The sequence below is a fragment of the Flavobacterium sp. N1719 genome (assembly GCF_025947045.1).
In the GTDB taxonomy this organism is placed as follows: Bacteria; Bacteroidota; Bacteroidia; order Flavobacteriales; family Flavobacteriaceae; genus Flavobacterium; species Flavobacterium stagni.
The window spans coordinates 1,684,583-1,698,579 of record NZ_CP109993.1; the positions used below are offsets into that span (position 1 = coordinate 1,684,583).

Genomic DNA, 13,997 nt, shown 5'->3' on the forward strand with positions numbered 1-13,997 from the left:
TTTTTGTCATGGCTCAATCGATTTCGTTTCCCTAAATTTACATTCCTAAAAAACGAATTGTATGCAAAAAACGTATAAACTTTCGGTCAACTCCGGAGCTACTTTCGAAGTAAATGAAAGTGAGGTTCACCACCTCGATGCTGTGGCAACTGGGGCTCATTCCTTTCATGTCTTGAAGGATAACCTGCCGTACAAAGCTGAAATTGTAGCCGCTGATTTTATCGCCAAAAAATACACGGTACAAGTTAATAACAATACTTACGAAGTTGCTATTGCTGATGAATTGGACCAACTCATTACCAGTATGGGAATCCAGCGTGGACGTCACAAAGTGGTCAATGCCATCAAAGCACCCATGCCCGGTTTGATTTTGGAAATCAACGTAGAAGTAGGGCAAGAGGTAGTTGAAAATGATCCCCTTTTGATTCTCGAAGCCATGAAAATGGAAAACAGTTTCGTATCCCCTCGCGACGGTAAAATCAAGTCGATTACCGTGGTCAAAGGACAAGCGGTGGATAAGGGCCAACTTTTAATCGAATTTGAATAATGAAGAAAATCACCAAAATATTAGTCGCCAACCGCGGAGAAATTGCCATCCGTGTGATGAAAACGGCGAAAAAAATGGGAATTAAAACGGTAGCGGTTTTCTCAGAAGCCGACCGTAATGCCCTGCATGTAAAATTTGCCGACGAAGCGGTTTGTATCGGACCCGCACCTTCAGCCCAATCCTATTTAAAAGGAGACACTATATTGGAAGTCGCCAAATCACTCGGTGTCGATGCCATCCACCCAGGTTATGGTTTCTTGAGTGAAAATGCATCGTTTTCGGCACTTTGTGAGGAAAATGGAATTATTTTCATCGGACCCAAACCGAAAGCCATCGAAATGATGGGAAGTAAGTTGGCCGCCAAAGAAGCCGTGATGCATTATGATATTCCGATGGTGCCCGGTGTTGACCATGCCATCGTCGATGTAGAAGAAGCGAAAAAAACTGCCAAAAAAGTGGGCTTTCCGATATTAATCAAAGCCTCTGCCGGAGGTGGAGGAAAAGGGATGCGTGTGGTAGAACGCGAAGAAGATTTTGAAGCACAAATGGAACGCGCGATCAGTGAGGCGACTTCGGCTTTTGGTGATGGTTCGGTTTTCATTGAAAAATATGTATCCAAACCCCGCCATATCGAAATCCAAGTGATGGCCGATAGTCATGGGAATGTGGTTTATGTATTCGAACGAGAATGTTCGGTGCAACGCCGCCACCAAAAAGTAGTGGAAGAAGCACCTTCTGCAATTCTTACTCCTGAAAAACGTAAAGAAATGGGAGAAGCGGCGGTGAAAGTGGCCAAAGCCTGTGATTATTTAGGGGCTGGAACCGTAGAGTTTTTGATGGACGAACATTTGAATTTCTATTTCCTAGAAATGAATACCCGTTTGCAAGTGGAACATCCGGTGACCGAATTGATTTCGGGATTGGATTTGGTCGAATTGCAAATTCGTGTCGCACGCGGAGAAGCGCTACCTATGAAACAAGACGATTTGCAAATTCACGGTCACGCCATGGAGTTGCGTGTCTATGCCGAAGATCCGATGAATGATTTCTTACCCAATGTGGGGAATCTCGAAGTCTATCGCTTACCCGAGGGCGAAGGAATTCGCGTGGATAACGGTATTGCCGAAGGAATGGATGTGCCAATTTATTACGACCCGATGTTGTCGAAGTTGGTAACGTATGGTAAAACACGTGAGGAATCCATTGAAAAAATGATTGAGGCTATCGATAATTATATAGTAAAAGGGGTAGCTACCACTTTACCGTTTGGAAAATTTGTGATGCAACACGAAGCGTTCCGTTCGGGCGAATTTGATACCGGCTTTGTGAAAAAATATTACGATGCTGAAAAATTGAAAGCACAATTGGATACTGAAGCCGAAATTGCGGCCTATTTGGCCTTGCAAAATTATTTAAACGATAAAAAAATCTTACGCGTACCCAACGCTTAGTTACGAAATCATGGAAGATAAAATACAAGTATTGAATGAGAAAATCGCCTTGGCCAAATTGGGTGGAGGCGCTAATCGAATCGCGAAACAACACGAAAAGAAACGGTTAACGGCTCGGGAACGGGTAGAATATTTACTCGACGAAGGTTCGTTTGAAGAAATCGGAATGTTGGTGACCCACCGTACCACAGAGTTCGGTATGGACAAAGAAGTCTATTACGGTGATGGTGTGGTTACCGGTTATGGAACCATCAACGGCCGATTGGTGTATGTGTTTGCCCAAGATTTTACCGTTTTCGGGGGATCACTTTCAGAAACCCATGCAGAGAAAATTTGTAAAGTCATGGATTTGGCCATGCGTAACGGTGCACCGATGATCGGTTTGAACGATTCGGGTGGGGCGCGTATCCAAGAAGGTGTTCGCTCTTTGGGTGGTTATGCCGATATTTTTCACCGTAATGTGCAAGCAAGTGGCGTGATTCCACAAATCTCAGCGATTATGGGACCTTGTGCCGGTGGAGCCGTATATTCTCCAGCGATTACCGATTTTACCATTATGGTGGAAAACAACAGTTATATGTTTGTTACAGGTCCGAATGTGGTAAAAACCGTAACCAATGAAGAAGTTTCTTCGGAAGAATTGGGGGGAGCAAGTACCCATTCTACCAAATCGGGTGTTGCGCATTTAACGTCTCCCAACGGAATTGAATGTTTGGAAGATATCAAGCGCATGTTGAGTTATATGCCGCAAAACCATAAAGAAAAAACGCCAAAATTGCCGTATACCTTAGGCGAGGAGTTGCGCGAACAATTGGATACCATTGTGCCCGATAATGCCAACAAACCCTACGACATACACGATGTGATCAACGGAATTATCGATGAGGATTCGTTTTTTGAAATTCATAAAGATTATGCCGAGAATATTGTGGTGGGATTTGCCCGATTGGCAGGTCGCAGTATTGGTATTGTGGCAAACAACCCCATGTATTTGGCCGGTTGTTTGGATGTGAAGAGTTCGATCAAAGCCGCACGTTTCACCCGTTTTTGCGATTGTTTCAATATTCCTTTGTTGGTGTTGGAAGACGTTCCCGGATTCTTACCCGGTACCGATCAAGAATGGAACGGAATTATCGTTCATGGGGCTAAATTATTGTACGCATTGAGTGAAGCAACCGTTCCGAAAGTGACGGTGATTACCCGTAAAGCTTACGGTGGAGCCTATGACGTAATGAACTCAAAACACATTGGTGCCGATATGAATTTTGCGTGGCCAAGTGCAGAAATTGCAGTTATGGGAGCTAAAGGTGCATCAGAAATTATCTTCAAAAAAGAAATTAGCGAAGCCGCTGATCCTGCTGCCAAACTTTTAGAAAAAGAGGCCGAATACGCGGAATTGTTTGCGAATCCGTACACGGCAGCACAGCGCGGTTTTGTGGATGAGGTAATCTTACCGCGTGACACGCGAAGAAAGCTGATCAAAGCCTTTGCCATGTTGGAGAACAAAGAAGTTCCCGTACCTAACAGAAAACACGGAAACATCCCGTTATAAAAAAGAAACCTGCTACTACAGCAGGTTTTTTTTATGCAATGGAGCATGAAAAGGGTTGACGGTTGTAGTTCGCTAACATTTTATCCAACTTCTCCCACAATATTGACAAACGTAAATATTTCCAACTACAATTAGCATTCTCTCAGAGTTGTAGCGAAATTTAACTACTAATTCATTTCATACAAATACTCATTTACAAGATTTTACTTCTGATTAAATGGTTATTTTTAACAAAAATCAAACGACCATGAAAAAAAGCTACTTTAATATTTGCCTTATGTTCTCGTTTATTGTGAGCGGACAATTTCCGAATCCCATGACGGAAACCTTTGAATCGGCAACCAATCCTTTGGTGACAACCAATCCTACATCATGGTCGTTGCCTACGGGAACCAATGGAAATCAGTGGGGGATATTGGATAACGGCGTTGGGACGACCTCGAGTTGGGGATTGATTACACAAACCACTCAAGCTGGACTTGCAAATTCCGGGCTGAAAGCAGCTTACTGTACAACAGAGAATATCGGTGCAGGAAACACTTCACAAGATTATTTGACGACGCCTATTTTTACAGTTCCCAATGGTGGTGCCATTAAATTTTTTGTGCGCACACAACAAGCCGGAGATCAAGGGTCAGAATTGAGAGTAAAAATTTGCGTAGGTCCTACAAGTGCCAACGTAGGATTGCCTTCCAGTTATACAACCACTTTAACCACTTTTTCAGAAGTAAATTTGCCCTCTGGTTTTATCTATGAAGAAAAAACAGTCGATTTGACTGCTTTCAGTGGATCATCCGTAAGTATTGCTTTTGAATGGAAAACAACCCAGCCAACAGCCGCAATTGCTGGCGATGCTGTTTTTTTAGATGATATTCGCATCTCCAGTAATGCATGTTTACCCCCTTCGAATCTAAACATCTTGAATGTAACACCAACCACACTTACGTTAAATTGGTCTGAGAATGGAAATTCACAAGCTTGGGAAGTTTATGTAGCCCCTTGCGGTTCACCTGCTCCTTTGGTTACTACTGGAGGTATCTTAACTGCTTCAACCACTTATCATATTTCAAATTTAATTCCGTCGACCTGTTATGATTTTTATGTTCGTTCTATATGTAATTTCGGTACTGGATTTACTGCTTGGGTGCCCTTTACTTCTAGTACTATGACACAACCCAATGGAGCTTGTGGAACCGATATTTATGATAATGGTGGAAGCACCGGGAATTATCAAGATAATAGCAATTATGTAATTACTATTTGTCCTAATAGTATTGATGATTTAATGGGGGTCCTTTTTAGTCAGTTCAATACCGAAACAGGAGTTGATGTGCTCACCATCTATGACGGCACCTCCACATCAGACCCAATTTTAGGTCAATATTCAGGGAGTACATTGCCTCCAACTACTTTTTCGACCTCTCAAAATGGTTGTATTACTTTACAGTTTCAGTCCAACGGCTCAATCAACTATGAAGGATTTAAAGCAACAATAGTTTGTGCACAAAGAGAAAGTATTAAGATGGAACCGTTTTTGGATACCAATAATGATGGGGTCAAAAATAATGGCGAATTGGAATTCCCCTTTTTGAACTTTCAAATTAGTCAGAACGCAGGGGCACCACAAACCATGCAGTTTGGAGCCTTTACCAATGCCATCTACGATGCCAATAGCACGAATACCTATTCGATAAATGCTACTGTAAACCCTAATTATAGTACTTATTTTACGTATTCAGGAACAGGGTTTGCCAACCAACAAACGGCATCACCTCCCACAGTATTGCCATTCCCGATTACCCAAACCCAACCGTATTCTGATGTAGCGGTCAATATTGTTCCGATTTTATTTCCACGACCAGGATTTCAATTTATGGTTAATTTATCCGTTATCAATAATGGTTTTAATACCGCTTCGGGTGCTGTGAACTTTGAAAAGGGAGCAGGGGTAGTGAGTCTTACTTCGAATTATCCCGGCGTTGTTATTACCCCTCAGGGACTGAGTTACACCTTTTCAGGATTAGCTCCATTATCACAAATTGTCATACAAATAGTGATGACTTTGGATGTATTACCCAATGTAAGTTTGGGTCAGTTAATTACCCATCAGGCAACGTTAACATTAAATCCAATGGATGTTATTACGGCCAATAATACCACTTCTTTGAGTCAGATCATTGTTGGGGCGTATGACCCGAATTTTGTGATAGAACGTCACGGACCTCAAATTCTGTATAGCACTTTTGGACCTAATGATACCTTAGAATACACGATTCATTTCCAAAATGAGGGGAACTTTTATGCGGAAAATGTTCGCATAGATAATCTATTAGACAGTCAACTCAATGCAGGCAGTATACAATTGTTGGAAGCGAGTCACCCGTGTCGTTTGGTGCGTGACGGTTCACAACTCAAATTTTATTTTGACGATATCTTTTTACAACCAAAATCGGTGAGTGAGGCGGCGAGTCAGGGATATGTTACATTCAAGATCAAACCCAATCCGGGTTATCAAGTGGGAACAATAATCCCCAATAGTGCAGAAATCTATTTTGATTACAATCCGCCAATCTACACCAATACTTTTCAAACGAAGTTTGTCAATAGCTTAGCCAATACTGCTTTTGATAGTACTGATTTTGTATTGTATCCCAATCCGACGCACGATAGCATAACGTTAAATTTCTCTTCCCAACTAGAAGGCGCTTCTGTTGAGGTTTATGATTATACTGGAAAACGAATGTATCGTAATCGTATAGAAGGAACGCCAATTCATATCACTTTACAGGATTATGCACCAGGCATGTATTTTGTTCGGGTGTTTAATGCGCAAGGCAGTACCGTGAAAAAAGTGGTGAAATGGTAAAGTAAAACAAGAATTAAGAATCAAGAGGGAGCAAAGGTCATTTGAATGAACTTTTGCTCCTTTTTTATTACACTTCTTTGGAGTAGACCATAATGGCTCCGGATAATTTGTCATGAATCATCCGTCCTTCTTTATTGGTAAAATAACTAATAACGGAAATCCAGCCCAATGTTATTTTGAGTAAAAAACGCCAAAGGGCGGCAAAAAAGTTGATTTTTTCAGTGGTGTAATGGAATCTTCGAATCGATATACCAGCTAACGCATGACCAATAGTTCCCCCACGGATACTGACCAATAACGGTTCGTACAATACAAAATATAAAAAAAATAAGGTGGCTTTTAAGGTTGGACTAGGATTAGGCATCCATTGTAATAGGTCGCCAGTGACAATAATTAAACTGATCAGTAGTACACTGTCAATCATGGCTGCTTTTGTTCGTTCTTGTAGTTGAGGATACATGGTTATGAAGTACAGTTAAATTTAAATCCGATGCCGTGTAAGTTTTCAATGGTGATTCCGTCTTGATTGGCGAATATTTTGCGAAGTCGGGAAATGAATACATCCAAGCTTCGCCCCATAAAATAATCATCTTCACCCCACAGCGCTTTCAAAATATCTTCCCGTTTAAGAACTTGATTTTTATGATCCAAGAAAAGTTTAAGTAAGTCGGATTCCCGTTGGGTTAACGAAATGGTTTCCGTCTCATTAAATACCCGATAATTGGCCGCATCAAATTGATAGTTACCAATGGAGTAGAAGGGCGAAGGCGTTGCGATTTTCTTTTGCGAGCGTTTTAAGAAGATTTCAATTTTAAGCATCAATTCCTCAATACTAAAGGGCTTCACGAGATAATCATCTGCGCCAATTTTAAGTCCGCGAATACGATCTTCTTTCAAGGTTTTGGCTGAAAGAAAAAGGATGGGTACTTCTTGATCTTTCGCACGAATGGCTTCTGCCAATTCAAAACCATCCATTTTAGGCATCATGATATCCAAAATACACAAATCAAAATCACCTTTGGGAAAGGCATGAAGGGCACTTTCGCCATCGGGGAAATGATGCACATCATAATAGCTTTCTAAGTGATCTTTGGTGAGAAACGCGATGGTTTCATCGTCTTCGGCATACAAGATTTTATATTTGCTCATAGCTTTTTTTGGGTATTTGTATTGAAATAGTTAAACCTTGTTCTTTATTGTTTTGCGCACTGATTTTCCATTGGTGTTGGGTACATATTTTTTTGACATAAAAAAGGCCTAATCCAAATCCGTTGACTTCATTACTCTTTTTATCGGCAACGCGGTAGAATTTATCAAAGATCAAATTTAAATTTTTTGGAGCGACTCCGATACCGTTATCCGAAAAATCCAGTCGGAGGCCATTTCGGTCCTCGTTAACCGTGATTTGAATATTGGGTGTAATATCGCAATATTTGACCGAGTTGTCGATAAGGTTGTAAATGATGTTTGAAAAATGAAAGCGGTCGGCTTCTATGGTATAGTCGCGATTCGCATTAATGGATACTACGAGCTGATCATTTTTCAACCGAATGGAGTCAGCGGCTTCTTCAAGTAGGGGCAACAATTGTAGTTTTTCGGGTTGAAGAGCGAGTGGAGATTCATCACTTTTGGCAATATTCAACACTTTTTCAATATGATGATTGAGTTTTTTACTTTGGTTGATGATGATTTCGGTGTAATCGTGTAGTTTTTTATTATCGCGAATAGCATCTTGTTTGTTGAGATAACTTGAAGCTAATAGGATAGAGGACAAGGGGGTTTTAAATTCATGAGTCATGTTATTGATAAAGTCCCGTTGGAGTTCTGAATATTTTTTTTGTTGGATGATAGTATAAATCGAGTAGACGTAGACAAATAAGACAATCATTAAAGCAAAGGAGAGTATAAACCAAAAGCGTAGCGAACTTAACAAATAGGTCGTTTCATTGGGGAATCGTACGGCAAAATAGTACACTAAGTTTTTATGTTTTGGAAAATAGACGGTATGGGAAGTAGGTTTTCTATCTGTAAAAGAGACATAATTTCCATAGACCATTTCATCACTTTGGCAATTGTACATGGCGTATTCAAAGTCGGTCGTGATATTCATTTTGGCAAATTCGGATTTCAGATAGAATTCCAAAATGTCAGGTTGAAAGTCATTTTCGACATTGACAATATAATAATCGTTGGCTACTTTTTCAACGGGATTGTTAGAGGGAAGTTCACTGCCTTTTCCTTCATATAATTTTTTTACAACTTCAAGTAAAGCAATATGGGTTTTTTGGGTGAATTTTTTTTCTTCTAGGTTAAAAGCTTGGTTGGTCCATAGGAGTTGGGCCACAAGGATACCTAGGGTGGCAATCATCCCGAGTACAATAATACTATTTAGGTTTTTTGTTTTCAATTTTCTACTTCTTGGTACTCAAAATTAGCTAAAAAATAGCGGTTTTATTGCTGTTAACAAGTCATTAACAAAGATTTGAAACCGCTTAACAACAATAGAAAAAGAAGCGCTTTACATTTGTTTCATCAAGTTAAGCATTCTACTTATTTAATTATAAATTCAAAACACAAAAAGAATATGAAAACATTAAAATTATCTTTAGCAGCTGTAGCCTTTGGGTTGATGTCGTTTACATCGGTTTCTGTGGTTGAATCAGCAACAGTGAAAATGGCTAATGCTTCTTCAATTGTATGGAAATCAGAAACCATTGATGTAGGTGAAATTCCACAAGGAACTCCGAAACCAATCGAGTTTTCGTTTAAAAATACAGGAACGAAGTCGGTATTGATCACCAATGTAAAACCTTCATGTGGTTGTACAACTTCAGATTATACCAAAGAAGCTATTGCACCCGGTAAAATGGGGTATGTAAAAGCATCGTACAATGCAGCAGCAGCTGGTGCTTTCACCAAAACGATTACAGTGACAACAAACGCTGAAGAAACTCCAAAAGTGTTGACTTTTAAAGGAACTGTGGTTGCAAAATCATAAGTTTTCGATATAAAGGTGATTAAGAAGAACGGAAAACTCCTGATGAAAGTCAGGAGTTTTTTTTTATTTAGGACCGTGATTTAATCATTTCCATTCGTTTTTGACGATCGGCGATCATCTCTTTAAATTTCTTTTTTTGTTCTTCGTTTAGGAAGTTCATGATGTTACGTTCCGCAGTTTCATTGATGGCTTGGACTTCTTTCATTTTTTCATCCTGTGACAAGCCTTCTTTTTTGATTACGGCATTTATTTTTTTAGAACTAGCATCAAATTCTTTACGTACGATAACGACTTGTAATTCATCCAGCGTGAGATCGGTTTTAAGTTTTTCGACGGTTTTATTTACAGTCTCCACCCGTTCTTTTTCAATTTCATCCGCTGTTTTTTCACGGGGTTGTGCGGGTTGCATTCCCATCGATGAACGTCCGTAAGGATTACCATATCCATTGCCATATCCACCACCATAGCCGTTTCCATACATTTGAGCAAAACAACCCGAACTTAAAACAAGGAATGCTGCAAGAATAGAATTTTTCATTTCCAAAAAATTAGTAAAGTAAAGGTAATCAAAAATTAAGCAGGTTCGCCATACAAATCAAACTCAGTAGCATCTGTAATTTTAATATTTACAAATTCACCTGTTTTTAAATAATATTGTGTCGCGTCAATGAGCACTTCATTATCTACATCCGGACTGTCAAATTCTGTTCGACCCACAAAGTATTGGCCTTCTTTACGATCGATTACGCATTTGAAGGATTGGCCAATTTTTTCCTGATTCAAATCCCAAGAAATTTGAGATTGAATGTCCATAATTTCTTGTTGACGGGCATATTTGACTTCTTCTGGAACATCATCTTCAAGAGCAAAAGCACCGGTGTTTTCTTCGTGGGAGTAGGTAAAACAACCCAATCGCTCAAAGCGCATTTCTTGTACCCAATCTTTTAAGATTTGGAAGTCTTCTTCCGTTTCACCAGGATACCCAACAATCAATGTAGTGCGAATAGTCATTCCAGGAACACGTTCGCGGAAATCTTTTAATAATCGCGTGGTTTTTTCTTGTGTGGTTCCGCGTTTCATCGATTTCAAAATTGAATCGGAGATATGTTGTAAAGGGATGTCGATGTAATTACAGATTTTGGGTTCTTTTTTCATAAGATCCAAAACGTCCATAGGAAATCCGGAAGGGAAGGCATAATGCAAGCGAATCCATTCAATGCCGTCTACTTTTGCAAGCGCCTCTAGTAATTCGGCTAGATTTCTTTTTTTGTACAAATCCAATCCGTAATAGGTAAGGTCTTGCGCGATTAAAATCAATTCTTTTACACCATTTCGGGCTAAACCTTCGGCTTCTTTAACCAATTTTTCAATGGGTTGTGAAACGTGTTTGCCGCGCATCAAAGGAATCGCACAAAAACTACAAGGGCGATCGCAACCTTCAGCGATTTTTAAATAGGCATAATTTTTAGGGGTTGTTGTTAATCGTTCTCCTAATAATTCATGTTTATAATCCGCACCTAAAGCTTTTAAAAGTAGAGGAAGTTCTGTTGTGCCAAAATATTGATCGATATTCGGTATTTCTTTTTCAAGATCAGGGCGATAGCGCTCGGATAAACAGCCTGTAACAAATACTTTGTCTACTATGCCACGTTCTTTTTTGTCGGCATATTCTAGAATCGTGTTGACCGATTCTTCTTTTGCATTGTCAATGAATCCACACGTATTAATGACAACAATATTACCTTCTTGTTCATGAACGACATCTTTACCACTGGCTTTCAATTGCCCCATTAACACTTCACTATCATAGGTATTTTTGGAACAACCTAAAGTGATTACGTTTATTTTATTTTTTTTTACCGATTTGGTTCTCATAGTCTTACTAAAAAATGGACTGCAAAATTAGGCTATTTATTTGAGTCTCGAAATAAAAAAGCCGCTCAAAAATGAACGGCTTGTGACTATTTTTTGTGATTTATTACAATTCAAACAGTACAGTGACACTCACGTTATCATAAACGGCTTTGGTCCGTGCACTATCGGTTAATCCACGATTAAACATTTGTTGGTTGTAATTTCTAAAACCATGACTGTATGATATATCCAATTTGGTATCACCAAAACTGTAGCCAATTCCGCCAGAATACGTGGTTAAGTGTCCAATGGTGTAGTGGTTTTTGTACGGACTTTGGTCCCAACGATATCCACCACGTAAACTCCATTGTTTGGCTTTGATTTCAGCACCTAGTCGAACTTCTGTAGCACTTTGAAGTACGTTATCTATGTTCGCATTTTCTTCGGTGAAATCGCGGCGTGGAGAAAACGTATTTCCGGCATAAAATTTTCGGGAAACGTCGGCACTAATCAAGCCTCTTTTGCCAAAAATATACACACCACTTGCTGTTACTTTATCAGCTGTACGTAAGCGATACGGTTCGTATAACATGGTAATTTGTGGGTCAACAACCACTGTGTTGTATTGAGTGTTGTTCTGATTGGCATTAAGACCATAACCAGAAGTAATCATGTTTTGACGTAATTCGTCATTCAATTTTAACCAAGTTGGCGTTTCATAGGCCAATCCAAAACGAAGGTTTTTATTGGCCTTAATAATGGCACCCAATTGCATCGAAAATCCATTTCCATACGTGTAAAGTTCGTTATTAAAACGAATTTGGTCTACAGTAGTACCTGTGGAGTAGATTGGATTGTTGTTAGTTTCATAGAAACTTGTAGTTTGTCTGAAATCCACAAAATGGAAATTCATATTAAGTCCCAATAATAACCAATCTTGGTATTGCATGGCCAAATTGAATTCTAATTTACTACTGTACCCTTTGGAATTCAATGAATAAGTATGGTAGTAATTTCCTCCTGGTGCTACATTGGTGTAGTAATTGGTGTTATTTGGGTCACTAGGATTGAAAGGGTCAATTAAGTAAGAGTTATAACCAAAATAGGCCTGTTGTTCATTGAAATACAATTGATCATAAGTGTATCCTGTAATATTGCCAAAGGGTACCGCTTCACTGGGAGTTCTTCCATTGGCATAGCTCAAAAAGTATTGATCAACCGAATTGTAGGGATTAGTACCTGCAAAGTAAACGGAATTGTTTAAGTTTTTTGTGTTTTCGTAATTCAAGGAGATAGCAAATTTTTTCCAATCCCCTTTTTTACTATTGTTGTTAAACACGAAAACGGCTCCCGCTTGATTGAAATCAAGATGGTTGTCGTTTTCATTGCGTTGGGTTCCAAAGTAATTGGATTTATTAGCGATGTTATAGTCACTTAAGGTAACTCCCGCTTGGTTGTTGTTGAATATTAATGATCCGGCAGGATTTACGCTGATGGCACTCAAATCACCACCTACAGCGCCAAAAGCTCCACCCATCGCTCTGAAACGGGCGGTTCCATTTAAATCTTGGATAGAATATCGAAGTGCATCATTGATGTCTTGACTGGAAGCGGTATAAAAACTCAATCCCGTCAAACAAATGGCAAATATCTTTTTCATAGTAAAATATATTGAATAGGTAAATTAAAATTAACGTCTTCCGCCACCGCCAGATCGACCGCCTCCTCCGCTGAAGCCACCGCCTCCTCCGCCATAGCTTCCACCACCATAGCTACTGCTGCTTGGGGAATAGGAACGTGTGGGGGTATAACTTCTAGGTGTGCTTTCAGTGCGTGTAGGAGTAACATTTTGAACCGAATTATTGCGAACGTTTCCAACAGAGTTTGGATTTGTTACCGCTCTTGGACTACCATTGTTCACAACAGTTGTACTTCGAACGCCTCCATTATTTGGGCGTACTCCTAAGTTGGTGGGACGAACATCAGAGTTTCGGGGATTAACAGTGTTCGAACGAGTAAATCCATTGGCCACTCGACTTCCATTTATTCCGCCTAAATTATTTCTGTAAATCGTATTTCTTCTTCCACCGTTATAACCATAGTTGGAAGCCCAACCGTAATTTCCGTAGTAGGGACTGTACCAGCCTCCCCAGCCCCAGCCTGCGCCGTACCAAGAATTCCATCCCCAGCCTGTGTTCCAACCCCAACCTGGGCCGTACCATGAGTTCCAACCCCAGCCAGTATTCCAACCCCAGCCAGTATTCCAACCCCAGCCTGGTCCGTACCATGAATTCCAACCCCAGCCATTGTTCCAACCCCAGCCAGATCCATACCAACCATTCCAACCAGCACCGTATGCATCAAAATAATTAACGGTTACATTGGTGGAATTTTGTCCCCATCCATTGTAACCGTCAGTGTTTACTTGTTTTGCAGTTGAAGTTGTGTCAACTGGCGTGGTATAATTATCTACATTGGTAAAAATTTCTTCATTCTCTTGGTTGATGTTGCTGAAATAATTTTTGTAGTATTCACTATTCGCGTTGTCATTTTGTACGACACGATTTTGTGTGTTGTCTGAACTTCCATATACACCATCATTATCATAATACGATGAATTTTGATAGGTTCCACATGAAGTGACCAAGATTCCTAAGCCTATTGTAAATAGCCATCGGAAATTCTCGAATTGTTTTAGAGAAATTGTTTTCATATCTATAGCATTTTTA

General features: G+C 39.8%; 12 protein-coding genes. 5 read left to right on the forward strand and 7 right to left on the reverse strand.

From position 1 onward, the window contains the following. Positions 1-61: 61 nt before the first annotated feature. The 4 genes from OLM45_RS07220 to OLM45_RS07235 all read left to right on the forward strand — a co-directional run bounded on the left by OLM45_RS07220 (position 62) and on the right by OLM45_RS07235 (position 6,416). A complete protein-coding gene (locus tag OLM45_RS07220) occupies positions 62-547 on the forward strand; it encodes an acetyl-CoA carboxylase biotin carboxyl carrier protein subunit (protein ID WP_264509337.1) in 486 nt (161 codons plus the stop codon). 8 nt (positions 548-555) lie between these two features. Next, positions 556-1,998, forward strand: a complete 1,443-nt coding sequence (gene accC / locus OLM45_RS07225; RefSeq protein WP_264512949.1) for an acetyl-CoA carboxylase biotin carboxylase subunit — start codon at positions 556-558, stop codon at positions 1,996-1,998. Between the two features lie 10 nt (positions 1,999-2,008). Further along, entirely contained in the window at positions 2,009-3,550 is a 1,542-nt protein-coding gene (locus OLM45_RS07230; RefSeq protein WP_264509339.1) for an acyl-CoA carboxylase subunit beta, read from the forward strand. Positions 3,551-3,797: 247 nt separating this feature from the next. Then, positions 3,798-6,416, forward strand: coding sequence for a T9SS-dependent choice-of-anchor J family protein (locus OLM45_RS07235; RefSeq protein ID WP_264509341.1), 2,619 nt, complete (start codon positions 3,798-3,800; stop codon positions 6,414-6,416). A gap of 67 nt (positions 6,417-6,483) precedes the next feature. Here OLM45_RS07235 and OLM45_RS07240 read toward each other — a convergent pair whose 3' ends face one another. The 3 genes from OLM45_RS07240 to OLM45_RS07250 are packed head-to-tail and all read right to left on the reverse strand — an operon-like array spanning position 6,484 to position 8,823. Continuing rightward, positions 6,484-6,876 (reverse strand): RDD family protein, encoded by a 393-nt coding sequence (locus tag OLM45_RS07240; RefSeq protein ID WP_264509342.1) that lies wholly within the window; start codon positions 6,874-6,876, stop codon positions 6,484-6,486. A gap of 2 nt (positions 6,877-6,878) precedes the next feature. Beyond that, positions 6,879-7,565, reverse strand: a complete 687-nt coding sequence (locus tag OLM45_RS07245) for a response regulator transcription factor (RefSeq protein WP_129460814.1) — start codon at positions 7,563-7,565, stop codon at positions 6,879-6,881. Further along, the gene (locus tag OLM45_RS07250) at positions 7,552-8,823 is read right to left on the reverse strand and encodes a sensor histidine kinase (RefSeq protein WP_264509343.1); all 1,272 of its coding nucleotides are present in this window, start codon (positions 8,821-8,823) and stop codon (positions 7,552-7,554) included. The genes OLM45_RS07245 and OLM45_RS07250 overlap by 14 nt, the downstream gene beginning before the upstream one ends. Positions 8,824-9,000: 177 nt before the next feature. On the opposite strand from OLM45_RS07250, the gene OLM45_RS07255 reads away from it, so the two are divergent. Next, positions 9,001-9,414: a DUF1573 domain-containing protein gene (locus OLM45_RS07255; protein ID WP_264509344.1), complete on the forward strand. Its 414-nt coding sequence runs from the start codon at positions 9,001-9,003 to the stop codon at positions 9,412-9,414. A gap of 67 nt (positions 9,415-9,481) precedes the next feature. Here OLM45_RS07255 and OLM45_RS07260 read toward each other — a convergent pair whose 3' ends face one another. From OLM45_RS07260 to OLM45_RS13230, 4 genes are all read right to left on the reverse strand, one after another. After that, the gene (locus OLM45_RS07260) at positions 9,482-9,952 is read right to left on the reverse strand and encodes a hypothetical protein (protein WP_264509345.1); all 471 of its coding nucleotides are present in this window, start codon (positions 9,950-9,952) and stop codon (positions 9,482-9,484) included. 35 nt (positions 9,953-9,987) lie between these two features. Next, positions 9,988-11,289 carry a 30S ribosomal protein S12 methylthiotransferase RimO gene (rimO, locus tag OLM45_RS07265; RefSeq protein ID WP_264509346.1) on the reverse strand — a complete coding sequence of 434 codons (1,302 nt, stop codon included), beginning with the start codon at positions 11,287-11,289 and terminating at the stop codon, positions 9,988-9,990. 103 nt (positions 11,290-11,392) lie between these two features. Next, a complete protein-coding gene (locus OLM45_RS07270; protein WP_264509347.1) occupies positions 11,393-12,928 on the reverse strand; it encodes an OmpP1/FadL family transporter in 1,536 nt (511 codons plus the stop codon). Positions 12,929-12,958: 30 nt separating this feature from the next. Then, positions 12,959-13,981: a hypothetical protein gene (locus OLM45_RS13230; protein WP_319799966.1), complete on the reverse strand. Its 1,023-nt coding sequence runs from the start codon at positions 13,979-13,981 to the stop codon at positions 12,959-12,961. Between the last annotated feature and the right edge of the window lie 16 nt (positions 13,982-13,997).

What these genes read in the sequence shown, in the direction of transcription:
- OLM45_RS07220 (WP_264509337.1), top strand. Translation starts at nt 62, where the DNA reads ATGCAAAAAACGTATAAACTTTCGGTCAACTCCGGAGCTACTTTCGAA.
- OLM45_RS07230 (WP_264509339.1), top strand. Translation starts at nt 2,009, where the DNA reads ATGGAAGATAAAATACAAGTATTGAATGAGAAAATCGCCTTGGCCAAA.
- OLM45_RS07235 (WP_264509341.1), top strand. Translation starts at nt 3,798, where the DNA reads ATGAAAAAAAGCTACTTTAATATTTGCCTTATGTTCTCGTTTATTGTG.
- OLM45_RS07240 (WP_264509342.1), bottom strand. Translation starts at nt 6,876, where the DNA reads ATGTATCCTCAACTACAAGAACGAACAAAAGCAGCCATGATTGACAGT.
- OLM45_RS07245 (WP_129460814.1), bottom strand. Translation starts at nt 7,565, where the DNA reads ATGAGCAAATATAAAATCTTGTATGCCGAAGACGATGAAACCATCGCG.
- OLM45_RS07255 (WP_264509344.1), top strand. Translation starts at nt 9,001, where the DNA reads ATGAAAACATTAAAATTATCTTTAGCAGCTGTAGCCTTTGGGTTGATG.
- OLM45_RS07260 (WP_264509345.1), bottom strand. Translation starts at nt 9,952, where the DNA reads ATGAAAAATTCTATTCTTGCAGCATTCCTTGTTTTAAGTTCGGGTTGT.
- rimO (WP_264509346.1), bottom strand. Translation starts at nt 11,289, where the DNA reads ATGAGAACCAAATCGGTAAAAAAAAATAAAATAAACGTAATCACTTTA.
- OLM45_RS07270 (WP_264509347.1), bottom strand. Translation starts at nt 12,928, where the DNA reads ATGAAAAAGATATTTGCCATTTGTTTGACGGGATTGAGTTTTTATACC.
- OLM45_RS13230 (WP_319799966.1), bottom strand. Translation starts at nt 13,981, where the DNA reads ATGAAAACAATTTCTCTAAAACAATTCGAGAATTTCCGATGGCTATTT.